This window comes from Flavobacterium foetidum (assembly GCF_004634245.1).
Lineage (GTDB): Bacteria > Bacteroidota > Bacteroidia > Flavobacteriales > Flavobacteriaceae > Flavobacterium > Flavobacterium foetidum.
Genome location: NZ_SJTF01000002.1, coordinates 502422 through 525718 on the forward strand (window position 1 = coordinate 502422; position 23297 = coordinate 525718).

General features: G+C 34.2%; 24 protein-coding genes and 1 tRNA gene. 9 read left to right on the forward strand and 16 right to left on the reverse strand.

All coding sequences use genetic code 11. The features are described from left to right. The first annotated feature begins 441 nt into the window (after positions 1-441). Complete coding sequence (locus E0W73_RS04540) at positions 442-960, forward strand: hypothetical protein (protein ID WP_135220900.1); 519 nt, start codon at positions 442-444, stop codon at positions 958-960. Positions 961-1037: 77 nt separating this feature from the next. Here the strand turns inward: E0W73_RS04540 and E0W73_RS04545 are convergent, their stop codons facing one another. The 12 genes from E0W73_RS04545 to hisS all read right to left on the reverse strand — a co-directional run bounded on the left by E0W73_RS04545 (position 1038) and on the right by hisS (position 13306). Further along, on the reverse strand, positions 1038-1562 hold the full coding sequence (locus tag E0W73_RS04545) for a GNAT family N-acetyltransferase (RefSeq protein WP_135220901.1): 525 nt from the start codon (positions 1560-1562) through the stop codon (positions 1038-1040). 96 nt (positions 1563-1658) lie between these two features. Then, a complete protein-coding gene (locus tag E0W73_RS04550) occupies positions 1659-2495 on the reverse strand; it encodes a Cof-type HAD-IIB family hydrolase (protein WP_244248434.1) in 837 nt (278 codons plus the stop codon). Positions 2496-2707: 212 nt separating this feature from the next. After that, positions 2708-3265, reverse strand: a complete 558-nt coding sequence (locus E0W73_RS04555) for an alpha/beta hydrolase (RefSeq protein ID WP_244248435.1) — start codon at positions 3263-3265, stop codon at positions 2708-2710. A gap of 173 nt (positions 3266-3438) precedes the next feature. Further along, positions 3439-4875 (reverse strand): ligand-binding sensor domain-containing protein, encoded by a 1437-nt coding sequence (locus E0W73_RS04560; protein ID WP_135220902.1) that lies wholly within the window; start codon positions 4873-4875, stop codon positions 3439-3441. A gap of 21 nt (positions 4876-4896) precedes the next feature. Next, complete coding sequence (locus E0W73_RS04565) at positions 4897-5559, reverse strand: DEAD/DEAH box helicase (RefSeq protein WP_135220903.1); 663 nt, start codon at positions 5557-5559, stop codon at positions 4897-4899. A gap of 50 nt (positions 5560-5609) precedes the next feature. Further along, positions 5610-6773 (reverse strand): sigma-54-dependent transcriptional regulator, encoded by a 1164-nt coding sequence (locus tag E0W73_RS04570; RefSeq protein WP_135220904.1) that lies wholly within the window; start codon positions 6771-6773, stop codon positions 5610-5612. 174 nt (positions 6774-6947) lie between these two features. Next, the gene (locus E0W73_RS04575; RefSeq protein WP_135220905.1) at positions 6948-8264 is read right to left on the reverse strand and encodes an ABC transporter permease; all 1317 of its coding nucleotides are present in this window, start codon (positions 8262-8264) and stop codon (positions 6948-6950) included. Between the two features lie 78 nt (positions 8265-8342). Continuing rightward, complete coding sequence (locus E0W73_RS04580; protein ID WP_135220906.1) at positions 8343-9272, reverse strand: ABC transporter ATP-binding protein; 930 nt, start codon at positions 9270-9272, stop codon at positions 8343-8345. Positions 9273-9432: 160 nt separating this feature from the next. Next, entirely contained in the window at positions 9433-10539 is a 1107-nt protein-coding gene (gene dnaJ / locus E0W73_RS04585) for a molecular chaperone DnaJ (protein ID WP_135220907.1), read from the reverse strand. A 78-nt stretch (positions 10540-10617) separates the two neighbouring features. Further along, a complete protein-coding gene (locus tag E0W73_RS04590; protein ID WP_135220908.1) occupies positions 10618-11196 on the reverse strand; it encodes a nucleotide exchange factor GrpE in 579 nt (192 codons plus the stop codon). Between the two features lie 330 nt (positions 11197-11526). After that, positions 11527-11597, reverse strand: a tRNA-Trp gene (locus E0W73_RS04595). A gap of 281 nt (positions 11598-11878) precedes the next feature. Then, on the reverse strand, positions 11879-13306 hold the full coding sequence (gene hisS, locus E0W73_RS04600) for a histidine--tRNA ligase (protein WP_135220909.1): 1428 nt from the start codon (positions 13304-13306) through the stop codon (positions 11879-11881). Between the two features lie 201 nt (positions 13307-13507). Here hisS and E0W73_RS04605 point away from each other — a divergent pair, with 201 nt between their 5' ends. Then, positions 13508-14752, forward strand: coding sequence for an ABC transporter permease (locus E0W73_RS04605; protein WP_162847658.1), 1245 nt, complete (start codon positions 13508-13510; stop codon positions 14750-14752). A gap of 265 nt (positions 14753-15017) precedes the next feature. Here the strand turns inward: E0W73_RS04605 and E0W73_RS04610 are convergent, their stop codons facing one another. The 3 genes from E0W73_RS04610 to E0W73_RS04620 all read right to left on the reverse strand — a co-directional run bounded on the left by E0W73_RS04610 (position 15018) and on the right by E0W73_RS04620 (position 16735). Then, positions 15018-15272 (reverse strand): hypothetical protein, encoded by a 255-nt coding sequence (locus E0W73_RS04610; RefSeq protein ID WP_135220910.1) that lies wholly within the window; start codon positions 15270-15272, stop codon positions 15018-15020. Positions 15273-15293: 21 nt separating this feature from the next. Beyond that, positions 15294-16160 carry a peptide chain release factor N(5)-glutamine methyltransferase gene (prmC, locus tag E0W73_RS04615; RefSeq protein WP_135220911.1) on the reverse strand — a complete coding sequence of 289 codons (867 nt, stop codon included), beginning with the start codon at positions 16158-16160 and terminating at the stop codon, positions 15294-15296. A gap of 89 nt (positions 16161-16249) precedes the next feature. After that, positions 16250-16735 carry a GNAT family N-acetyltransferase gene (locus E0W73_RS04620; protein ID WP_135220912.1) on the reverse strand — a complete coding sequence of 162 codons (486 nt, stop codon included), beginning with the start codon at positions 16733-16735 and terminating at the stop codon, positions 16250-16252. Between the two features lie 339 nt (positions 16736-17074). On the opposite strand from E0W73_RS04620, the gene ribD reads away from it, so the two are divergent. The 3 genes from ribD (at position 17075) to E0W73_RS04635 (ending at position 19508) form a co-directional block, all read left to right on the forward strand. After that, on the forward strand, positions 17075-18124 hold the full coding sequence (ribD, locus tag E0W73_RS04625; RefSeq protein ID WP_135220913.1) for a bifunctional diaminohydroxyphosphoribosylaminopyrimidine deaminase/5-amino-6-(5-phosphoribosylamino)uracil reductase RibD: 1050 nt from the start codon (positions 17075-17077) through the stop codon (positions 18122-18124). Further along, positions 18117-18719, forward strand: coding sequence for an HAD family hydrolase (locus E0W73_RS04630; protein ID WP_135220914.1), 603 nt, complete (start codon positions 18117-18119; stop codon positions 18717-18719). Before ribD ends, E0W73_RS04630 begins: the two co-directional genes overlap by 8 nt. Positions 18720-18875: 156 nt before the next feature. Beyond that, entirely contained in the window at positions 18876-19508 is a 633-nt protein-coding gene (locus E0W73_RS04635; RefSeq protein WP_135220915.1) for an IMPACT family protein, read from the forward strand. 31 nt (positions 19509-19539) lie between these two features. Here E0W73_RS04635 and E0W73_RS04640 read toward each other — a convergent pair whose 3' ends face one another. Next, positions 19540-19944, reverse strand: coding sequence for an acyl-CoA thioesterase (locus tag E0W73_RS04640; protein WP_135220916.1), 405 nt, complete (start codon positions 19942-19944; stop codon positions 19540-19542). 188 nt (positions 19945-20132) lie between these two features. Between E0W73_RS04640 and dnaA the strand changes: the two genes are divergently transcribed. From dnaA to E0W73_RS04660, 4 genes are all read left to right on the forward strand, one after another. After that, entirely contained in the window at positions 20133-21560 is a 1428-nt protein-coding gene (gene dnaA / locus E0W73_RS04645; RefSeq protein WP_008467978.1) for a chromosomal replication initiator protein DnaA, read from the forward strand. An 8-nt stretch (positions 21561-21568) separates the two neighbouring features. Beyond that, complete coding sequence (locus tag E0W73_RS04650) at positions 21569-22036, forward strand: low molecular weight protein-tyrosine-phosphatase (protein WP_135220917.1); 468 nt, start codon at positions 21569-21571, stop codon at positions 22034-22036. Positions 22037-22097: 61 nt separating this feature from the next. Continuing rightward, positions 22098-22811: an SAM-dependent methyltransferase gene (locus E0W73_RS04655; RefSeq protein ID WP_135220918.1), complete on the forward strand. Its 714-nt coding sequence runs from the start codon at positions 22098-22100 to the stop codon at positions 22809-22811. A 23-nt stretch (positions 22812-22834) separates the two neighbouring features. Beyond that, positions 22835-23266, forward strand: a complete 432-nt coding sequence (locus E0W73_RS04660) for an energy transducer TonB (protein ID WP_135220919.1) — start codon at positions 22835-22837, stop codon at positions 23264-23266. The last annotated feature ends 31 nt before the right edge of the window (positions 23267-23297 follow it).

Consider the following 23297-nt stretch of genomic DNA (forward strand, 5'->3'; position numbering starts at 1 on the left):
AGGTTGCAAATTTACAAACAATATTCATTAAAAGAAAGCTAATAATAGACTTCTGATCAATAATTTGATTGCTAAAGATTTTATGGAATCAAAAAAAGGGCGTATTTTTAGAAACAATTTCAGGATCAAATTATTTTCATAAAAAGATTTAAGGAATTCGATAAGAATAAAATGACAAAATAATCGATTAAATGCAAATTTCATCGATTAAATGCATTTTTCTTCGGTTTAAATTCAAAAAATCTTACATTTACTTTTAAATAGTTTTCGGATGTAAAAAAATCCGAATAATAAAATTTCAGAAAGTTGATTAATTAAATGATAATTCCGACATAACAATTTTGAATTTTAATCGTTATGTTGTTGTTTTGTGTAACAAAATGAAATGGGAAAGCCGAAAACCAAAGAGAGTAGGCAACAATTAAAATACAATACCACTTTATGAAAGCATTTTTACCCACGATCTGCTTGATGTTCTTAACCTATTTTAGTGCGCAAGCGCAAACTAATGTTCCAGCTACAAATCCATTTCCTTCTATCAGTACATTAACGACCTGGGCAAGTTTAAACTCACAGCAGCAATTTGACGTTGCAATTCGTGCTGTTGGTTTTAAATTTGAAGTAAAAGAACCAGGTGCAGAATCTACTGCTTACACCTACATTCGTAAAGTAACTGTTAATGAAGTAAATTACACGGATAGAATTGTGTACAGAATTACCAACAACAATTCGGCAAGTATCATTTCATTAGTAACAGCTTCTACAGATCTTGTAAGTTTGTACACACCTCAGTTGGCAACTTTCAAAAACAACAACTGTAAAACTGAAATGTCTAAAGACAAAAACACAACTTGCAGCTGTTACGAAAGCGCAGCTTTTGCTATCGACCTTTGCGACGAACGCGTAAAACTAACAATGGGCGACGGAAATAAATATTTTGTTTCTGTAGCTAAAAAATAATATCATTTAACTCTGATTTGTTTCCAAATCTTTACTCACTTTATTAAGTATGTAAAGATTTGGAAAACATTTCTTTGTTACTCTGGCTTTTTAAGTTCGTACCAGACTTCTATTTCTTCGTTGTATTCAAAAGAATTCACAAAATGAAAGCCTAATTTTTCTAAGATCCTTCTTGAGTTTTCATTTCCCGCATCTGTATACGCATACAGCTTTTCGACATTCATTTCAGTAAAAGCATAATCTACAAAAGCTTGCCCTGCTTCTGTTGCATAACCCTTGCCCCAATGTTTTTCGATAAAACGATATCCTAATTCGTAGAAATTCTTGTGATTGTTTATTTCATCGGTACTATATTTTATTCCCGACCAGCCAATAAATTCATTATTTTCTTTGAGGACGACTGCCCAACGGCCCGTTCCTAAATCAGCAAATTGCTTCTGAATAAATTTGATATTCTCTATACTTTCTTCAATATGTTTCACTGGCTTGTTGCCAAGAAAAAGATGCACTTTTGGGTTCGAATCTAGCTCAAACATACCTTCGGCATCAGAAAGTTGTAATTCTCTTAAAATTAAACGCTCGGTTTCAATTGTTTTTTTCATTTAAACGTATTTTTCAACAGCTAAAAAACATAAATCCAAGCTTAAAGACGCAATAGATTTTCATGAAAAACCCTTCTGAAAGCCAGATTATGTTGTCTAGATGTTATGACAATTCAATATATAGCGCTGAACCACCTCAGCAACTCCATCATTATTATTTGAAGATACGATTAAATCTGCTTTATCTCGCAATTCTGGCGTAACATTATCTACCCAAACTCCTAAACCAGCATATTCTATCATCGTTAAATCATTTCCTGCATTTCCTACCGCAATGATTTCGCTTTGCTTGATATTCAGTTTCTCTGCCAAAAGCGCCAGACTGGCCGCCTTGTCTATACCTTGCTGCGCTACCTCAAGAAAAAATGGTTTCGACATTGAAACGCTTAAATGCGGCATAGCAGCTTTTAAATCTTTTTCTAATGGTTCCAGATAGGCTGGATCTTCGAGAAGTATGCATTTTACGGCAGGACGATCTACATAATCTTTAAAGCTAGGCACTTTATGGTGCACCATACCTGTTATTTCTTTCTCTACTTCGATATACTCCGAATCGGTTTCGCTAATGATTTTATCATCAAGGTAGGTAATGATATGCGTTTTCGTTTTTACGCTGTAATCATACAATTCATGAATCTGCTCTGGAGTGAGCTTTTGCTCAAAAAACACCAAATCGTCTTTGGCTCGGCTGACAACTGCTCCGTTAAACGAAATGATATAAGAATCATTTTTGTCTAATTCCAGTTCTTTTGCATAAGCCGTCATTGCTGTAGTTGGTCGGCCAGAAGCCAAAACCACATAGATGCCTTTAGCTTGAGCTTCTAATAATACTTTTTTGTTTAAATCAGAAATTTTGTGGTCATCGGTCAACAAGGTATCGTCCATGTCGAGCACAATCATTTTGTATTGCATTTTATCTTTGGGAGTTTTCAATTCTCGTCGCAATTTTGGTCGTTTTCTACAATCGAAAATTGTGACTATAGCTTATATATCTACTGTAATATTCTTTTTAATTGTTCCTGAAAATCTTCATTTTCATTTATGCCAACATGTTCTTGGTTTTTTAGCGGATAGAAATACACATTTGATTTCAATAATTTCTTTAACCTTATTGAATTTTCAATTGGAATTAACTGATCCACCGTTCAATGAAAAATATAAATCGGACTTTTTACTTTAGGAAGATTCAAATTTGTTTCTAGGCTAAATTTTTTCATAAAATCAGGAAAAAATGGCACTCTAGAACTTGACAATTCTAGGAAATTATAATACGGCGCTTGAAGAATCAAAGCTTTCGGATTATTTTCTGAAGCCAATTTTGCCGCAAAACCAGAACCAATTGAGTAGCCCGTAATAATAATTTTACTTTCAGGATATTTCTCGGCTACTTTTTTATATACGATAGAAACATCTTTACTTAGCTGTTCTTCATCATCGATTTCGCCTTCGCTTTTTCCGAAACCTCTATAATCTAAAATAAAAATATCATAACCTAAGGCAGTATATACTTTTGCAATATCACCCCAAGTCTCAAGTGTTCCGGCATTTCCATGAAGGTAAAAAACAAGCCCTTTTGAGTTTTCTGCCTTAAACAATAATCCGTTCAAAACCGCTCCGTCAAAAGACGCAATATTCATTTCTATAAATGGTTGCTGGTAATCAAATTGGAAGTTTTTTGGAAGTTTTGAATTATGAAAAACCATACCGACTTGATTAAAATACACGTACGAAACAATCAAAAACATAAATTATCAAGAAAAAGCATATAAGCACAATCCCTAAAAATTTAAATATTTTTAAAATCTCCATATCTTAATTTAGCATTGACCTAATTTCTCGTTTTTGCTGGCTTCTTACCAAAAATCTAACTTACGATTTATTCCGTTTTTATTACTCCAGCATAAGTTGCTATCCAAATTGCACCGTCTTTATCTTTCGTTATTTTCGTGGAATGAATACTAGGCACATTAGAATTTTCATTAGTATAAATCTCCCATTTTTTTAGATTCAAATCATATTTCAGAACTCCCACTCCATTTAGAGTCAGCCATAAAAAATCATTATTTTCATCTAAATAAAAATCGTTTACAGTATTTTCGCTAAACATTTTAGAATCAGAATGACTGATTCTAGTCCATTTTCCAGAGACATCTAACCTATAAATTCCAGCATCAGAAGATTTATTTTTCTCTAGACAAAACCATAAATTTCCTTTTTTATCCTCATACATTTTTGAGATGAATGCTTTTGCTAATGGAGAATTCTTCTGGTCCAGCAATTTAGTACTTCCGTTTTCAATAATCACATTTCCTTCCGAAGTTCCAATCCAAATTCTATTTTTATTGTCAACATAGACACCAGAAATTTTATCGCTTGGAAGATTCGAATTTTGCTTGTCAATTTTTGTCCAAGTTTTACCATCAAATTTCGCAACTCCCTTGCTTGAAGTAAACCAAACATTGTTGGAATGATCAACAAATAACTGTCTTGCCCAACTAATAGGAGAATTTATGGAATCATATTTAGTCCAGTTATTATTGTCATATTTATAGGCATCCCAGCCTATCAGAAACCACTTATTATTCTGTTTGTCGATTTCGATATCCCTTACAGACTGTGTTTTACTTTTATCATAAGGAGTTGGAGAAATGATTGTGTTTTCTGAATTAAAATGACGCCATTTATTATTTTGTATTTCAACTATTCCGTTATCTGTTCCAATCCAGATATTGTTTTCTAAATCATTAGCAACCGCTCTTGTCATGTCCCAAGGCAATTCAGAATTTTGTTTTTTATAAACAATCCAGTTTTTTGTGAGTTGATCTTTATCACTTCCTTTAACAGCTGGTGTCCCAACTGATTTCATATTTGTCTGATTTTTGAAATCAAGTATTCTTCTTCTCATAGAAAAATCTCCATCATTAAATTCAAAAACAAAAGACACAGAGCTGTTTTGTGGCTTGTTTTTTGAAATGGCGGGTTTCCATGCAGACACATTATTAAATACTTTTGGCAGATTTAATTTCTTTGACGGAATATTCGTTTTATTTATCGAACTTAACAAACATGGTTTGCCGTTTTCATCAATTAAAATCTGTACTTCAATCGTGCCTTTTAATTCGCTTATTATTTTTTTATCAAAATTTTCTTTTAATTCATCTAAAATACTTTTTGGTGGATTTGCTTTGGTGTCTCCGCAATCCAAACAAAAATTTGACAAATGGCAACCCTCATATTTCTCAGGATACAGGTTTTGAGAATATAGTGAATCGCCAAAAAAAATGACCAAAGCGATTAAAAGTATTTTTTTCATTATTACTAAATACGGATTAGATTATTCCTCCTCTTCAATATCATCCTCTTCTTCGTCTAGTTCCTCGCCATCTTCATCCATATCAAATAAATAAGGCTCTATAAGCATTTTATCTGCAAGAATCTCAATGCGTTCTGTGAGGCTTTCGGCAAAAACAATACGCTGTGTTTTGGCGATACTGTTTGAAATACGCATAATTTTAGGTTCATGGCGCAATTTCAGAATTGAATCTGCATCATCTAGAATAAACATTTTTAAACGGTTGACATTGTAGCCTGCCGTACTAAACATATCATTCAGTTTTGTCGGCGTTCCTATTAAAACATCTATTCCTGTAGAAACATAATTTTTATCATAATCCATATCTCCCTTGTCATGTACGCCATACACTTCGAGGTTGGTGTATTTTCCAAATTTCTCAAAAAGCGCTTCCATCTCCAAGACTTTTTCTTTGTCTTCTACAACAATTAAGGCTCTTGGAGATTCTTCATTTTTTCCTGCCAATTGCTGAATAACATTCAATACAATTGTTGTCGTTTTTCCACTTCCTTTTGGCGAAATAATTACGCAATCGGCGCCGCTTTTTATGGTCGAAAAAGTTTCCAACTGTAAAGCATTGGCTTCAGTCAAACCGTTTTCGATTAAGCCGTCTTGTAATTTCTCGTTTATTTTTTTTAGTTTCATTTCTAAATTTTAGATTTATGATTTTAGATTTCAGATTAAAAACTAAATCATTATTTGCTTGCGAACATTTTTACATCAGTTTCAGAAATTTCGCTTCCTCCCAAAATAATAAGTCTTTCCACGACATTTCGAAGTTCACGAATATTTCCCGTCCAATCATATTCTTGCAACAATTTTATGGCTTGTGCCGAAAATCCTTTTACAGCGTTTCCTTGCTCTGAAGCGATTTTCTCAGCAAAATGCGCAATCAAAGCCGGAATATCGTCTCGTCTTTCATTCAATGGTGGCACTTTTATCAAAATAACTGCCAATCTGTGATACAAATCTTCACGAAAACGTCCTTCGGCAATTTCTGTTTTTAGGTCTTTATTGGTTGCAGCAACCACACGAACATCAACTTTTATGTCTTTATCGGCACCAACTCTTGTAATCATGCTTTCTTGCAAGGCACGTAAAACTTTGGCTTGTGCAGAAAGGCTCATATCTCCGATTTCGTCTAAGAAAATAGTTCCCTTATCTGCCGCTTCAAATTTTCCAGCGCGATCTTTTACTGCCGACGTAAAAGCTCCTTTTACGTGACCAAAAAGTTCGCTTTCTATCAATTCACTTGGAATTGCAGCGCAGTTTACTTCAATCAAAGGAAAATTTGCTCTTTCGCTTTTCTCATGTAACTGATGTGCCACCAGTTCTTTTCCTGTTCCGTTTGGTCCTGTAATTAAAACTCTGGCTTCGGTTGGAGCAACTTTATCAATCATGACTTTTATGTGATTGATAGATTCGCTCTCGCCAATCATTTCATAATTTTTACTGACTTTTTTCTTTAGGATTTTATTTTCAACAACTAATTGTTTTTTATCTAAAGCATTTCGAACCGTATTCAACAATCGATTTAAATCTGGCGGTTTTGAGATATAATCAAAAGCTCCTAAACGCATGGTATGAATTGCGGTTTCCATGTCTCCATGTCCAGAGATCATCACCATCGGAATTTCGGGCTTTATTTTTTTTACTTCTTCTAAAACCTCGACACCGTCCATTTTTGGCATTTTGATGTCGCACAAAACCAAATCGTAATCGTTGCTTTTAATTTTTTCAAGTCCGCTCACTCCATCTTCTGCTTCATCTACCTGATACGAATCATTTTCTTCTGATAAAATTTTTACCAAAACTCTTCTGATCGCTGCTTCGTCTTCTATGATTAGTATTTTACTCATTTTTTTCTAAGGTTCAAAGTTGCAAAGGGACAAAGAGACAAAGCTCAAAATCTTTGTCGCTATTTACACCTTGCAACTATTATACAATTTTTCTTAAGATTCAAATTTCACAGATTCAAAGTATCAAAATAAAACCTTTACAACTTTGTCCCTATGTCACTTTGTAACTTAAAACTAATATTTTAGCCACTTATACAATTCCTTCCAAGTTGGTTTTTTGCCGTACATTAGAATACCGACACGGTAAATTTTGGCAGCGAACCAAACCACAAGGAAAAAGGTTGCAAACAATAATGATACCGAAATTGCGATTTGCCACCACGGAACACCAAACGGTATTCGCATAAGCATTACAATCGGGGATGTTAGCGGAATCATTGAAAAGACAACTGCTATAGTTCCGTGAGGATCATTGACAACTGTAAAAAATCCGATGTAGACACTTAATATCAACGGTGTTAGTATAGGAAGCAAAAATTGTTGTGAATCGGTTTGATTGTCTACTGCCGCACCAATCGCAGCATAAAATGAGCTGTACAAGAAATAACCTCCAATAAAATAAACCACAAATCCGATTATGATGCTTGCTATCGGGAGATTCCATAATTCAGCAATATACATTTGGGCTGAACCTGACAACTGATGTTGTGCAGACTGCATCATTTCTGGCGAAATTCGCGACGTCGGCCCAACATTTACTCCAAAAAATGCCGAAGCCGCAAACATTAATCCTAACCCAATAATGGCCCAAATCATAAATTGTAAAATTCCTGCCAACGAAGTTCCCACAATTTTACCAATCATTAATTGAAATGGTTTTACAGATGAAATAATGATTTCGATAATACGATTTGTTTTTTCTTCGATTACACTTCTCATCACCATGTTTCCGTAAATGATAATAAACATCATAATGAGATAGCCAAAAGCTCCTCCAATTCCGATTTTAATTTCATTCAATCCTTTTAAACTTTCTTCACCAGAAGCTTTAACCAGATGAATATTAACTTTTGATTGTGCTTTCTGAATCGCCAAAGTGTCGAGTTTTGCTTCTTCCAGATTTAGTTTCGTAATTTTTGACGCAATTACATCCTGAGTGTTTTCGATAAAAGAAATACTCGGACTATTATTAGAAATAAACTCGATTTTGCTTTCTAAATCATTAACATTATCCGATTTTGGAATAACGATCAAACCGCTAAAATTTTCTTTTGTGATACTGTCTTTTAACGCCTTTACCTCAATTTGAGATAAATCGTAATATTTGAATTCGGCGCCTTGCTTATTCTCTTTTAAGAAATCGGTGGCAAAAAGTCCTGTTTCATCATGAATTGCAATACGTTTGGTCTCTGCTTTCATCGAACTCAGATATCCAATAAAAACTGCGACAGCAACAAACAAGAGCGGACTCAAAAAAGTCATGACAACAAAAGACTTATTGCGGACTTTGGCAATAAATTCTCTTTTTATAATTAATGAAATAATATTCATAAATGTTTAAATTTTCAAATTCCAAATCCCAATTTAAAGCATTTTTATATTGGAATTTGGAATTCTTTTTTTGGAATTTTACTTTGAGTTTTCAGTAACTGTTTGAATAAAAATATCGTTTATGCTTGGAATTTTCTCTACAAAGTGTGTGACTTGTCCTCTCTGTGTCAGAATGTTCAATAATTCGTTTGGAGTAGCATTTCCGATTTCGATATTCAGTTTTAAATCATCATTCAACGATTTAAAACTTGCTGGCGAAACTGTAAATCGTTGCGTGATATCGTACATCAAGCCTTCAACATTATTGGTCAGGATTCCGACTTCAAAGGTATTGGTTCTGAACTGTCGTTTTACATCTCCGACTTTTCCTTCCAATAATTTATTCGATTTATGGATCAAAGAAATATGATCACAGAGTTCTTCTACGCTTTCCATTCGGTGTGTAGAAAAAATTATGGTAGAGCCCTGTTCTTTCAAGGCCAAAATCTCATCTTTTATTATATTGGCATTTACGGGGTCAAAACCAGAAAACGGTTCGTCTAAAATAAGCAGTTTAGGTTTATGGAGCACGCAAACGACAAACTGTATTTTCTGTGCCATTCCTTTAGAAAGTTCCTGAATTTTCTTGTTCCACCAGCCTTGAATGCCTAAACGGTCGAACCAGTAATCGAGTTGTTTTTTGGCCTCGGCTTTAGACAGGCCTTTCATCTGAGCCAAATAGAGGCATTGTTCGCCAACTTTCATTGAGCTGTACAATCCTCGTTCTTCTGGCAGATAGCCTATGGTCTGCACATGTTTCGGCTGTAATTTTTCGCCGTCCAGAATTACTTCGCCGCGATCTGGCAGGGTAATTTGGTTAATGATTCTTATAAGAGAAGTTTTTCCTGCTCCATTTGGTCCCAAAAGCCCGTAAATACTCCCTTTAGGAACATTTAATGAAACTTCGTTAAGCGCTACATAACTGCCATATTGTTTTACGACTTTATGTACTTCGAGTAAGTTGCTCATGCTGTTTTCTAGATTTTCGATGTCAAAATGACTATTGCCTATTAGGCGTTGTAAAAATAAAGAATTAGTAGTTATTCCTGCTATGAATAAGCAAAAACCCATTCTAATTTTTTTCTTAGAATGGGTTTTTTAAATTTATTTAAACATTTTCGAAAAGCTATTATGAAAACATATCTTTTACTTTTTCAAAAAATGATTTTTCTGATTTCTCTGGACTTGGCGTAAAATGTTCATTGTTTAAGGCATTTTCAAAGAATTGTTTTTGTTCCTTATTCAATGTTTTAGGAGTCCACACGTTTACATGCACCAGTAAATCTCCGTTACCATAACCATTTAAGCTTGGAATTCCTTTTCCTTTTAACCTTAAAATTTTTCCAGACTGAATTCCTTCCTCTAGTTTGATACGAACTTTTCCGTTGATGGCTTCGATATCTTTTGAAACGCCCAAAACCGCTTCAGGAAAACTGATGTATAAATCGTAGTGAACGTTTTCGCCTTCACGTTTCAGGAATTCGTGCTCAATTTCTTCAATCGCCACAATTAAATCTCCTGGAATGCTGTTTCCTGGTGCATCGTTACCTTTATTGGCAACTTTTAGCTGCATACCGTCTGCAACACCAGCAGGAATCTTGATTGATACGGTTTCGTCTTCCTGAACCATTCCTTGCGCATCTGCCTCAGAAGGTTTTTTGTCCAGAATCTGACCAGAACCACCACAAGTAGGACAAGTTGACGCAGACTGCATTCTTCCTAAAATAGTATTGGTTACACGCATAACCTGCCCCTGACCGTTACAAGTGGTACAAGTTTTATAAGTTACGCCTTTGGCCTGAACTTTACGTTTTACTTTTACTTTTTTCTCTACTCCATTTGCAATTTCTTCCAAAGTAAGTTTCACTTTGATACGAAGATTGCTTCCTTTGGCACGACGAGGACCTCCGCCTCCGCCTCCGAAACCGCCAAATCCGCCACCAAAAATATCACCAAACTGACTGAAAATGTCATCCATATTCATGCCACCGTGACCACCAAATCCGCCAGAACCATCAAATGCTTGATGACCGTACTGATCGTATTTCGCTTTTTTCTGCGGATCACTTAAAACTTCATAAGCTTCTGCAGCCAATTTGAAGTTTTCTTCTGCCTCTTTGTCGCCCGGATTTTTATCAGGGTGGTATTTCAACGCACTTTTTCGGTATGCTTTTTTTATTTCGGCAGCGTCAGCATTTTTTGAAATGCCAAGTATTTCGTAAAAATCTTTTTTCATAATTTAGTTAAAAATCCAAATCTTAAAATTCTGAATTCCAATATTTAAAAGTTGATTTTCAGAACTTCATTTTCATTTTTAGTTTCCAGTAACTACTTTAGGGTAACGAATAATCTTATCTCCCAATTTGTATCCTTTTTCGATAACATCAACGATTTTACCTTTTAATTTATCAGAAGGCGCTGGAATTTGAGTAATCGCTTCAGCAAAATCAGCATCAAAAGCGTCTCCTGCTTTTACGTCAACAATCTCTAAACCTTTAGAAGCTAAAGCATTCTTTAATTTCTCGTGAATTAATTCAACCCCTTTCGTCAAAGTCTCATCTTCAGATTTAGTGATTTCCACCATAGCTCTGTCAAAATCGTCTAAAATCGGAAGCATCGACATTAATACGTCCTGATTGGCAGTTTTAAACAATTCGATGCGCTCTTTTGAAGTTCTTTTTTTGTAATTTTCAAATTCGGCAAATAATCTCAAAAATTTATCTTTTTCTTTAGCCAAATCCTGAGTCAGTTGCTCTTCAACACTTAATTCTTCAACAATTAATTGCTCTCCATTAGCGTTATTCTCTATCGTTGCATCATCTAATTCCTGATTGAATTCTGTATTTTCCGTAGTCATATTGCTTTTATTTTTAAAAATATTTTTAAACTTCATTTTTTTATTCTTTCTGTTGTATCGCAAAAGTGCTGCCAAATCTAATAAAATGTCAAATTGTCACTTTATTAAAAATGAGCAAATTAAAATTTATTTTCAAGATTAGAAAATTTAGTATAATTTTAAGACTATTACGTTTTAGTTTGCTGTAAATTTGAGACGAAAACAACAACTAAATATTATCATCTAAAATTGAATTTAAGGGTTAGCCTCGGGCTATTAAAATAATTATTAATTCAAGTTGACCTTATATTAAAAAAAGCTTCGCCTATAAAGACGAAGCTTTTTTTTATTTGAGCTTTTGATGACAGAACTGTCATTTATTTTTTGCACGGGCGGAGGGATTCGAACCCCCATCAACGGTTTTGGAGACCGCTATTCTACCCTTGAACTACGCCCGTAACTTAAGGTCGGCAAATTAAGAGTTTTTTTTCTTGCCCCGCAACTATTTTACGCAGATTTTAAAAGGGTTTCAGCAGATGTAAATAGATTTTTAATCAAATTAAATCTATTAAGTTTCTCATAATCTGAGCAAAACAAAGTCATTTACTCTAAGAATCTGTTATAAAAAAAAGTTATTTCACGCAAATTTAAAAGGATTTTAGCAGATGTGAACAGACTTTCAATTAGAAATCAATTTAAATCTGCTGAAATCTGCGTGGAATAAAAAATTAAAATCTCTTTATTGCAGCAAAACATTCTTCAATCCGTCAAAATCTACAGAAACTTGTTCTCCCGTTACTAAATTTTTAAGTGCATAAGAATTGGAAGCAATTTCTTGATCGCCCACAATTACTGCAAACGGAATGAGACGCTTGTCTGCATATTGGAATTGCTTTCCTACTTTTACATTATCAGGATACAATTCTACTTTTATATTTTCGTGTCTTAATTTCTGAATCGCTTTTGAGGCGTATAAAGCTTCTTTGTCTCCAAAATTTAAGAATATTGCTTTTGAAGTGGCTGCAACAGTTTCAGGGAACAAGTTTAATTCTTCCAGAACCAAATAAATTCTATCCAATCCAAATGAAATTCCGACACCGCTCATATTCTTCAAACCAAAAATACCAGTCAAATCGTCGTATCTTCCGCCACCGCCAATAGAACCTATTGAAACGGTTTTTGGCGCTGCCACCTCAAAAATTGCTCCTGTGTAATAATTTAGTCCACGTGCCAAAGTCACATCGAGATCTAAAATTGCAGTCGAAAGTCCCAAATCAGCAACATTGTCACAAATAAATTTCAATTCTTCCACACCTTTCATTCCCTCTTCTGATGAAGACAATAATTCTGAAAGCTGTTTGATTTTATCTGCAAAAGTTCCAGAAAAACTAAAAAGCGGCTGTACTTTAACCAAAGCTTCTTCGGAAATTCCTTTTTCAATCATTTCTTTCTTTACACCGTCTTCGCCGATTTTATCCAATTTATCAAGAGCAACCGTAAAATCAATTAATTTATCTGAAGCACCAATAACCTCAGCAATTCCAGATAAAATTTTTCTGTTATTGATTTTGATAGTAACACCTTCTAAACCTAAAGCAGTAAAAACAGTATCATACAACTGAACCAATTCTACTTCCTGCCAAAGTGACTTTGACCCAACAACATCGGCGTCACATTGGAAAAATTCTCTGTAACGGCCTTTCTGCGGACGATCTGCTCTCCATACTGGCTGAATTTGATATCTTTTGAAAGGAAATTCAATTTCGTTTTGGTGCTGCACCACATATCTTGCAAAAGGCACTGTTAAATCATAACGTAATGCTTTTTCTGAAATTCTTCCCGTGAATTTGTTCAGCTCAATTCTTTGCTCAAGGCTGATGGTTTCAGCAGAATTAGACTGAAGTGCTTCTAAAGATTCTGGCAACTCAATTTTATTTTTATTAAAGAAAAAATTCCCTGAATTCAATATCTTAAAAATCAAACGATCGCCTTCTTCCCCATATTTCCCCATTAAAGTATCTGAATTTTCGAACGAAGGCGTTTCGATTGGCTGAAAACCAAATTTTTCAAAATTAGTTCGAATCGTCTGAATGATATATTGACGTTTTGACACCTCAGCAGGCGAAAAATCTCTTGTACCTTGTGGAATGCTTGGTTTTGAAGCCATCTCTTTCTTATTTTAGATTTTAGATTTCTGATTTTAGATTGTTTTCCAATCCTAATCTCAAGAAACTTTACTATTTAATTTCTTTATTCTGATTTTTATTCAAAATCATAAATCGCCTGCAAATATCTTATTTTTAAAATAAATAATAACACTTCGAAAACAAACTTGTAACAAAAACCGTATTTTCGTGACAAATTGGTCATGATGCTAAAATTATTTAAAGAAAATATCCGGATTGCTTTTGGTTCTATCAAAACTCAAATTCTGCGAACCATTCTTACTGTATTAATTATTGCCATCGGAATTACCGCCTTGGTTGGAATTTTGACTGTTGTTACGGCTCTTGAAAACACCGTTTCGACCAATTTTGCATCGATGGGAGCCAATACTTTCAACATCAACCAATACGAAAACACTGTTCGTAATCGAGGCGGCAATGAACGAGAAGTCATCAATCCCATTATTTCATATCCCGAAGCTGTTGCTTTTAAGAACAAATACAAATATCCGTTTACAGAAACTTCACTTTCTTTTACGGCTACCTCAAAAGCCGAAGTTAAGTATTTAGATACCAAAACCGATCCCGAAATAAAGATTGTCGGAGTTGATGAGCATTTTATAAACAACTCAGGTCTAGAAACGACATTGGGCAGGTCGTTCAATCAGTTTGATATCGAAAACAACACCTACTCTTGTGTTGTAGGTTCTGATTTTGAGAAAGGGCTGTTAAAAGATGTGAATCCGATTGATAAAATCATTTCGATACGTGGCGCAAGATTTAAAGTGATTGGTGTTTTAAAAGAAAAAGGATCTACATTTGGAAACAGCCAGGATTTGCGTGTCTTAATTCCGATTCAGGTAGCGCGCTCTTTATTTACCGCTCCCAACATCAATTATACGATAAGTGTGATGGTTTCTAAAAAAGAGCTTTTAGACCAGGCAATCGACAATGCTACAAGTACGATGAGAAAAGTTCGAAAACTAAGTCCGGTCCGAGAAAATAACTTCGGAATTGGTCGAAGCGACGATTTAATCAACCGTATTTTGGGAATTACACAATATTTAGATTGGGCCGCTGCTGTAATTAGTATTATTACCATTTTAGGCTCTTCAATTGCCTTAATGAACATTATGATTGTATCTGTGACCGAGCGTACGCGCGAAATCGGAGTCAGAAAAGCTTTAGGAGCCAAACGATCCACGGTTGCTTTTCAGTTTTTTATAGAAACATTGCTTATAGGACAAATAGGCGGCCTTGTAGGTATTATGCTCGGAATACTGATAGGTTTTGGAATAGCGACAGCAATGAAATTTACATTTGTCATTCCGTGGCTCGCCATTATTATAGCATTTGGAACGAGTTTTATGGTTGCCATTGTTTCTGGTTTGTATCCCGCAATAAAAGCTTCAAAACTTGACCCTATTGAAGCTTTGCGATACGAGTAATTATTTGAAGCAGAAACAATCGTTTCAAAAGAACGACCTGTCCCGCTATCCGTTGCAATCTTTTGTATTGAACCCCAATACAAAAGGATTTTCACTTCTATCGGGGCTAGATTAGACGTTTCATTTTTTCAATAATTTTCTTTTGGCAACACCAATGATATCGAATTCAAAATAATCCTCAAATTCATTAACTTCATGAGGTTGCTTAATCATAATTGCATCAATTGTCTCTCCATGAAATGTCAAAGTTTCGGCAAATAAATCATCAATGTATTCCCCATTGATACAAAAATCGATAGAAAATAAAACCTAAACTATTGAAATAAAAAAAGTTAGAATCATCTAATTTCAAATTATCTTCATTGAGAAAAAATTTTGCAGTCATATTGTATTCTGACATTTCTTCAAAATCAAAGTCAACATAAAAAACTTTTAAACCTGAAGAATCAGCAGACAGAATTTCGATATCAATTTTTTCAGTTATTTGATTTGTATTGAAATCTCTGATTTGTAATTTCATATTCAACTGCTTCAATAATACCTACAAGGTTTTGGAAACCTTGCAGGAGATCATACGGTCATTATCGTAAATGTCTTTTCGGAGTTCGATATTTCTAAAATTCATTTTTTCTAACAAATCGACCGTTTCTTTGCCCAAATACTGATTGATTTCAAAAAACAGCTGTCCGTTCTCCAAAAGGTTCTTCTGCGCAAGCGAAGCTATTTTTCTATAAAAAATCAATGCATCGTTGTCTTCTACAAAAAGCGCCAGATGAGGCTCATAATCCAAAACATTTTTTCTGATTTCCTCTTTTTCTAAATTCCGGACATAAGGCGGATTTGAAACAATAATGTCGTAGTCATACTTCATAATTTCAAGATCCAGAATATTCTTGAACATGAAAGTGACTTCTACATTATTATTTAATGCATTTCTTTTGGCTGTTTCAAGTGCTTTTTTCGAAACATCTATAGCATAAACATCTGCATTGGGCAAGTTTTTAGCCAGCGAAATGGCAATACAGCCACTTCCGGTTCCGATATCTAGAATTTTTAATTTTCTGGTTTTATCAGCAGAAGCGTTTTCATCAATAATCCATTCGACTAATTCTTCAGTTTCTGGTCTCGGAATCAAGACATTTTCATTTACCTCAAAGTCGAGTCCATAAAAACTCGTCTTTCCAAGCAGATACTGAATAGGCACTTCGTTCTTTAGTTGCTTTAAAAGCGAATTCCAGACTGTAAAATCCTCATCTGAAAAAAACAATTCATGATTTAGGGCCAGATCAATCTGTCTGAGTTTATGTTTATTCTCAAGTATTAAATAAAAAAAACTTTCCGCTTCATAAGCATCGTACAAAGGAGCCAGTTCTTTAATAAATTGAGTGCGGTATTGTTTAATTTTCATTTTAAGCTTTTGAACATTAATCACCAGTATTCACTGGTTTTTTCTTCACTGCTGATAAGTATCTTGAAATAAATTTTGTTACAAATTCTTTATAATTTTTTCAGCATCCAGACAGGGCAAGAACTGTGCCCCGTGCAGCCAAGCGGAGCATCTAAATATTCAAAACCTGACTTTTTATATAATTTCTGAGCTGCATGCATAAAAGGCATCGTTTCGATATAACATTTCTCAAAACCAAATTCTCTTGCTTTCTCTAAGCATTTTTCCATCATCTTTGTTCCAATTCCCAAACCTCTTGTTTTGGGCAAGAAGTACATTTTCTGTAGTTCACAGATTTTCGGATCGCCATTTTCCAAAGGCGCAATTCCTGCACAACCTACGATATCTCCTTCATTATCGACAACAAAGTAGGTCGATTTGGGTTTATTGTACTCTTCAAACATCAAATCCAAGTACGGATCTTCGTAAGCTGTACCCACTTTTGGAATTCCCATTTCATCAAAAACCGACCTTATCAATTGAGCTACAGCTTCATTGTCTTTTTTTTCTATTTTCCTGATAGTGCAGTTTTCCATTTTTCTTATTTCGTCTCTATCTATACAAAAATAAAAATACTTTTCGGTAAGTTTCATAACTATTAAGAATGTTTTACAACTTAAGCGATATGGGTAGATAAAAATTTTAAATTATAAACTATCCGTTGGGTGAAATAGAATAAAATGGCTTCATTCAAAAATAAAATCTATTTTGATCTGCTAAAATCCTTTAACCCCGATAGCTATCGGGAGCGTGAAATAATTTGCTTATAAATTTTTCACACAGATTCAAATAGATTAAAGCAGATTTATCTAAGCTGATTTGATAGAATTGAAAAAATAATTTCACCAAACGGGTTTATAACTTATTTTTGCATCGTGAATAAAAACGAAAAATATATCAAACGCTGTATCGAGCTGGCCAAAAATGGTTTAGGAACTACTTATCCGAACCCAATGGTCGGTAGCGTTATTGTCTATGAAGACCGAATTATCGGCGAAGGCTGGCACAAAAAAGCCGGAGAACCCCATGCTGAAGTCAATGCCGTAAATTCTGTCAAGGACAAATCGCTGCTGAAAAAAGCTACGATTTATGTAAGTTTGGAACCTTGCAGCCATTTCGGCAAAACGCCTCCTTGCTGTGATTTGATTATTGCCAATGAAATTCCGAATGTAGTTGTCGGAACTGTTGATCCAAATGAAAAAGTTGCCGGAAAAGGTATTTTGAAATTGATTGAAGCCGGCAAAAATGTAACTGTTGGAGTTTTAGAAGACGAATGCAACGAACTCAACAAACGTTTTTTTACTTTTCACCAAAAAAAACGCCCCTACATCATTTTAAAATGGGCAGAAAGTCAAGACGGTTTTTTGTCTCCTGAAAAAGTTTTAGACCAAGCACGAAAACCAATTTGGATTACCAATCAGTTCTCAAGACAATTAGTTCATAAATGGAGGACCGAAGAACAAGCAATACTAGTTGGAACCCAAACTGTCGTTGACGACAATCCGAAATTAAATGCACGAGATTGGAGCGGCAGTAATCCTGTAAGAGTAATTATAGACCAAAATAATAGAATTGCAGAAAACAGTTTTATTTTGGACGACACCGAAAAAACAATCCTATTTTCAAACAAAAAAATAAAATCGGATACTGAAAACACCAAATTCGAAGTTATTGATTTTGAGCAAAAAATCATTCCGCAAATCTTGGACATTTTGTATCAAAATCAAATTCAATCCATTATAATTGAAGGCGGAAGACAAACTTTACAAAGTTTTATAGACGAAAATTTTTGGGACGAAGCACGAATTTTTATCGGAAAAACAAGTTTTCAGCAAGGAACAAAAGCCCCCATTATTTCAAAAAAAAACAGCACAAAAACCACTATTTTAACCGACGAACTAATACAGATTAAAAATCATGATTAATGCGATAATTTTTGATTTCGGAGACATTTTCATCAATTTAGACAAACCTGCCACTATTTCTGGTCTAAAAAAATTAGGAATGACAGAGTGGAATGAAGACTTTGATCAATTAAATTTTTCTTTTGAGGTTGGAGCCATTACGCCAGATGATTTCATTGCAGGATTTCAGAAAAAATTGCCAAACGCCTCAAAAGAAGAAATTTTAAAGGCATGGAATGCCGTGTTGGCAGACTTTCCATTTTATCGCTTAGAATTCCTGCAGGAACTTTCAAAAAAATATCGTCTGTTTTTATTGAGCAATACCGATTCTATACATATTAATACATTTGAAGAGAAAAGCGGTGTGTCTTTTTACAAAGATTTCTACGACTGTTTTGAGAAAGTATACTTTTCTTTTGACATCGGAATGAGAAAACCCGATCCAGAAATTTACAAATTTGTTTTGACAGAAAACAATCTAGTTGCAGAAAACACTTTGTTTATTGATGACAAAACAGAAAACACAGACAGCGCTGCCGCTTTAGGAATTAAAGTTTGGAATTTGCAAGTTGGCAAAGAAGATGTTGTAGATTTATGCAGCAAAGGATTATTATAAAAATATTTTAGCCACAGATTATACCAATTAAAAGGATTCAAAAGTATGTTGCCACTAAATACACAAATTTCCACTAATTGAATTGGTTTAAAAAATTAAAACTAAAATTCGAGGAAATTGGTGTGATTCGTGGCTAAAAAACTTAAAGCTTAACATTTGGAAATCAACGATACTTATCAAACTATTGCAAATACATCTGAAGAAATACTGTTTAAAGAAAAAGGCAGTAAATTTTTCGGCTATGCCTTTCCGATAAATCATGAAGACGAAGTAAAACCTATTATAGAAGAACTTAAAAAACAGCATCCGCACGCTGTTCATTATTGTTATGCCTATCAAATCGGAACTGGAAAAAAGATTTCCTATCGCGCAAACGATGACGGAGAGCCCAGCAATACAGCCGGAGCACCAATTTACGGTCAGATACAATCTTTTGGCGTAACCAACGTTATAGTAGTAGTGGTTCGAATTTTTGGAGGAGTAAAATTAGGAGTTGGCGGTTTGATAACGGCCTATAGAACAACTGCGCAGCAGACTTTGCAAGTTTGCGAAATTGTAGAAAAAACTATAGATGTAGCATTTTTAATTTCTTTTGATTACATAAACATGAATAAAGTAATGCGGGTAATCAAAGAAAAAAAACTCGAAATTGTTTCTCAAGAAATGGAAATTGATGAAAATTCCGGTTTGCCAATTGGAAAAATAGTGCTAAAAACGCGAAAAAAAAATGCTGAAATGGTATTCAGCATTTTCGATTTAATGTTTGAAATTGACATTAAAACGCTATAAATTGATGCAAATTTGCATTTAATTTTAACATTTATTCCAGCGATTTAAAAATCTCTAAAATGTATTCTGGAGGAGCTGTCGGACGACCCGTTTTTAAGGCTACAAATACCAAAATAAATGACGCAGTTGTTAATAACTCATTTGCCTCGTTGTAAATTTCGCAATCAAATTCGATCTTGACAGAAGAGTGACTTTTGAAGTTGGTATGAATTGTTAAAAGTTCATCATATTTTGCAGATTTTTTATAATTGATATTCATATTCACAATTGGGAGCCCAATGCCACTTTCTTCCATGCTTTTATACGAAACCCCTTTATTTCTAAGCCATTCCACGCGTCCGATTTCAAAATAAGGCACATAATTTCCGTGATAAACTACTCCCATTTGGTCGGTTTCAGAGTAACGAACTCGTACTTGAGTCTGGTGATTTTTCATTGATAAAATATTAAAAAATTTCGAATTTAAAAAGCCCTTTTACGACTTTTTTTTATAAAATTAGATGTCAAAATATTTTTTTTTACAGAAATTTGTTCACATATTTGTTATCCCGAAATACGGAATAAAATTGCTCCTTATTTATTAGGAGAATCTTTATAACAATAATAAAAAATTTATAGGAATCTATGACTAAAACTGCTCAATCGGTATGGGAAAACTGTTTGTCCTTTATAAAGGATAATATTCAAGACCAAGCATATAAAACTTGGTTTGAGCCAATCAAATCAGTTGAGCTAACCGACAACGCATTATACATTCAGGTGCCAAGTAAATTTTTCTACGAGTGGCTAGAAGAACACTACGTAAAATTGTTAAAAGTTGCGCTTACCAAAGAACTGGGAAAAAACGCAAAGTTACTCTATAAAATTAAAATGGAGAACACTTATGGCAATAAACAGCCGTTTACCGAGCAGCTGCCAAGTGCCAACAGAGTGCCGATGAAACCGCAAGAGGTTGACGCTCCGTTTAAAAACTTAAATCCTGAACTCAAAAATCCGTTTGTAATTCCTGGAATCAGAAATTTAAAAATTGAGTCACAGTTAAATCCAAACTACAGTTTTGATAATTTCTTGGAAGGAGACTCTAACCGTTTAGCTCGTTCTGCGGGTATGGCTGTTGCCAATAAACCAGGAGGAACTTCATTTAATCCGTTATTGATTTTTGGTGGAGTTGGTTTAGGAAAAACACACTTAGCACATGCTATAGGTGTAGAAGTAAAAGACAAATATCCTGAAAAAACGGTTTTGTATATTTCTGCTGAGATTTTCACACAACAATACATTGATTCTGTAAAAAAGAATAATCGTAATGACTTTATTCATTTTTATCAGCTAATCGATGTCTTAATTATTGACGACGTTCAGTTTTTATCTGGAAAATCAGGAACACAAGACGTTTTCTTCCATATTTTCAACTATTTGCATCAAAACGGAAAACAAGTAATCTTGACTTCAGACAAAGCTCCTGTTGACATGCAGGACATCGAACAAAGATTATTGTCTCGTTTTAAATGGGGATTGTCTGCAGAATTGCATCAACCTGATTATGAAACTCGTATCTCAATCTTAAAAAACATTTTATACCGAGATGGTGTAGAAATGCCTGAAGATATTTTAGAATACGTTGCCCGCAACATCAAGACAAACGTAAGAGAACTTGAAGGAGCTATTATTTCGTTAATTGCTCAATCTTCTTTCAACAAAAAAGAAGTTACGATTGAATTAGCAAAAAGCGTTGTAGAGAAATTTGTTAAAAATGTAAAGAGAGAAATCTCTATAGATTATATCCAAAAAATCGTTTCAGATTATTTCCAATTAGATATTGAAACGCTTCAATCTAAAACAAGAAAGAGGCACGTTGTACAAGCAAGACAATTAGCAATGTTTTTTGCTAAAAAATTCACCAAAGCTTCTTTAGCCAATATTGGCTCACAAATTGGAGACCGCGATCACGCCACTGTCCTGCACGCTTGTAAAACGGTAGACAATCTAGTTTCTACAGACAAACAATTCAAAAAGTTTGTCGAAGACATCAACAAAAAACTAACGCTTTAATACGCGCCATGCCTGTAAAAATCTTAATGGTTTGTTTAGGAAATATCTGCCGATCTCCTTTAGCAGAAGGGCTTCTGGCTTCAAAACTTCCGCATGATAATTTTTTTGTCGATTCTGCAGGAACAGGCTCTTGGCATGTCGGACATTGTCCTGACAAACGATCTATAGAGGTTGCCCGAAAAAACGGAATCAATATTAGCGCACAAAAAGGCAGACAAATCACAACATCAGATTTTGAAGAATTCGATTATATCTATGTAATGGACAATTCTAATTTTCGCGATGTCATTCATCTAGCCAAAACTCCTGAACATAAAAACAAAGTTCGCCTGATTTTAAACGATTTGTTTCCAGACGAAAATGTCGATGTTCCAGACCCCTACTATGGTGCCGCAAATGGCTTCGACAACGTATATCAAATGTTGGACGAAGTAACGGATTTAATTGCAGACCAGCTTCTAAAAAAACACTCTTAATTCAATTCAATTGTTTCTTAAAAAGAGATAATTGAATTTTTTAATTTTAAACAAACACATTATGAAATCTTTCGGAAAACTATATTTAATTCCAACCACAATGGGCGAAAGCGATCCGATGGATGTTTTACCTCAAACTGTTAGAAGAACGATAGAAGTTATCGACCATTATATTGTTGAAAACGACAAAACTGCCAGAAAATCAATCAAAGCGGTTTATCCAGAAAAAAAACAATCTGAATTGGTGCTTTTTACTCTTAATAAACGCACCGAAACGAGCGAACATTTAGATTTCATAAAACCTTTATTAGAAGGGAAAAATATGGGTTTAATGAGTGAAGCTGGTTGTCCGGGCGTTGCCGATCCCGGTGCTGTCATTGTAAAACTGGCGCACGAAAAAGGAATTCAGGTTGTGCCTTTAGTTGGCCCTTCCTCTATCCTATTGGCGATGATGGCTTCTGGCATGAACGGTCAGAGTTTTACGTTTAACGGATATTTACCAATTGATAAAGACGAGAAAAAATCGGCTATTCGTCATTTTGAAAAATTATCTTATGATAAAAATCAATCGCAGTTATTCATTGAAACACCTTATAGAAACAATAAACTGATTGAAGATCTTTTACAGATTTTAAGTCCCGCAACACATTTGTGTATCGCTGCAGATATTACGCTACCAACAGAATTCATTAAAACCATGAAAGTTGCGGATTGGAAAAAATTAAAAATTGATATTGATAAACGTCCTGCGATTTTTATTATTCATAAAATGTAATTAATCTTAAAAATACATTGCCTATGAAAAAGGTTTTAATTTTGATTTTAATTAGTTTAACTCAAACCATATTTTCTCAAAAAATCACCAGAATAACTGATCTTCAAAAAGATAAAAACGGAAAGGTAATTCTTCAAGAGAATGCAATTTATATTCCTATAGATATAGAAATTAAACCTGAATTTCCAGGCGGCAGAGTTAAGTTCAATCATTTTTTAGATGATAACTACAAAAAGCCTAACAAAAAACCAACAATTCAAGGTAAGTTATATGCTACTTTTATTATTGAAAGAGATGGCTCATTAAGTAATATAAATATTCTCTATGATATTGGACATGGGACAGGAGAAGAACTAATAAGAGTTTTGAAATTATCTCCAAGATGGAAACCCGGAAAAATGAATAATAAAATAGTTAGAACAATGTATTCTATTGTATTTCCTGTAAAGCAATAAGGCCATGATAGCTTTTTCCATTAATTCCTTA

Excerpts from the sequence above, each read along its gene's own strand:
- E0W73_RS04540 (WP_135220900.1), top strand. The coding sequence starts at position 442 with ATGAAAGCATTTTTACCCACGATCTGCTTGATGTTCTTAACCTATTTT.
- E0W73_RS04545 (WP_135220901.1), bottom strand. The coding sequence starts at position 1,562 with ATGAAAAAAACAATTGAAACCGAGCGTTTAATTTTAAGAGAATTACAA.
- E0W73_RS04555 (WP_244248435.1), bottom strand. The coding sequence starts at position 3,265 with ATGGTTTTTCATAATTCAAAACTTCCAAAAAACTTCCAATTTGATTAC.
- E0W73_RS04560 (WP_135220902.1), bottom strand. The coding sequence starts at position 4,875 with ATGAAAAAAATACTTTTAATCGCTTTGGTCATTTTTTTTGGCGATTCA.
- E0W73_RS04565 (WP_135220903.1), bottom strand. The coding sequence starts at position 5,559 with ATGAAACTAAAAAAAATAAACGAGAAATTACAAGACGGCTTAATCGAA.
- E0W73_RS04570 (WP_135220904.1), bottom strand. The coding sequence starts at position 6,773 with ATGAGTAAAATACTAATCATAGAAGACGAAGCAGCGATCAGAAGAGTT.
- E0W73_RS04575 (WP_135220905.1), bottom strand. The coding sequence starts at position 8,264 with ATGAATATTATTTCATTAATTATAAAAAGAGAATTTATTGCCAAAGTC.
- E0W73_RS04580 (WP_135220906.1), bottom strand. The coding sequence starts at position 9,272 with ATGAGCAACTTACTCGAAGTACATAAAGTCGTAAAACAATATGGCAGT.
- dnaJ (WP_135220907.1), bottom strand. The coding sequence starts at position 10,539 with ATGAAAAAAGATTTTTACGAAATACTTGGCATTTCAAAAAATGCTGAC.
- E0W73_RS04590 (WP_135220908.1), bottom strand. The coding sequence starts at position 11,196 with ATGAAGTTTAAAAATATTTTTAAAAATAAAAGCAATATGACTACGGAA.
- hisS (WP_135220909.1), bottom strand. The coding sequence starts at position 13,306 with ATGGCTTCAAAACCAAGCATTCCACAAGGTACAAGAGATTTTTCGCCT.
- E0W73_RS04605 (WP_162847658.1), top strand. The coding sequence starts at position 13,508 with ATGATGCTAAAATTATTTAAAGAAAATATCCGGATTGCTTTTGGTTCT.
- E0W73_RS04610 (WP_135220910.1), bottom strand. The coding sequence starts at position 15,272 with ATGAAATTACAAATCAGAGATTTCAATACAAATCAAATAACTGAAAAA.
- prmC (WP_135220911.1), bottom strand. The coding sequence starts at position 16,160 with ATGAAAATTAAACAATACCGCACTCAATTTATTAAAGAACTGGCTCCT.
- E0W73_RS04620 (WP_135220912.1), bottom strand. The coding sequence starts at position 16,735 with ATGGAAAACTGCACTATCAGGAAAATAGAAAAAAAAGACAATGAAGCT.
- E0W73_RS04630 (WP_135220914.1), top strand. The coding sequence starts at position 18,117 with ATGATTAATGCGATAATTTTTGATTTCGGAGACATTTTCATCAATTTA.
- E0W73_RS04640 (WP_135220916.1), bottom strand. The coding sequence starts at position 19,944 with ATGAAAAATCACCAGACTCAAGTACGAGTTCGTTACTCTGAAACCGAC.
- dnaA (WP_008467978.1), top strand. The coding sequence starts at position 20,133 with ATGACTAAAACTGCTCAATCGGTATGGGAAAACTGTTTGTCCTTTATA.
- E0W73_RS04650 (WP_135220917.1), top strand. The coding sequence starts at position 21,569 with ATGCCTGTAAAAATCTTAATGGTTTGTTTAGGAAATATCTGCCGATCT.
- E0W73_RS04655 (WP_135220918.1), top strand. The coding sequence starts at position 22,098 with ATGAAATCTTTCGGAAAACTATATTTAATTCCAACCACAATGGGCGAA.
- E0W73_RS04660 (WP_135220919.1), top strand. The coding sequence starts at position 22,835 with ATGAAAAAGGTTTTAATTTTGATTTTAATTAGTTTAACTCAAACCATA.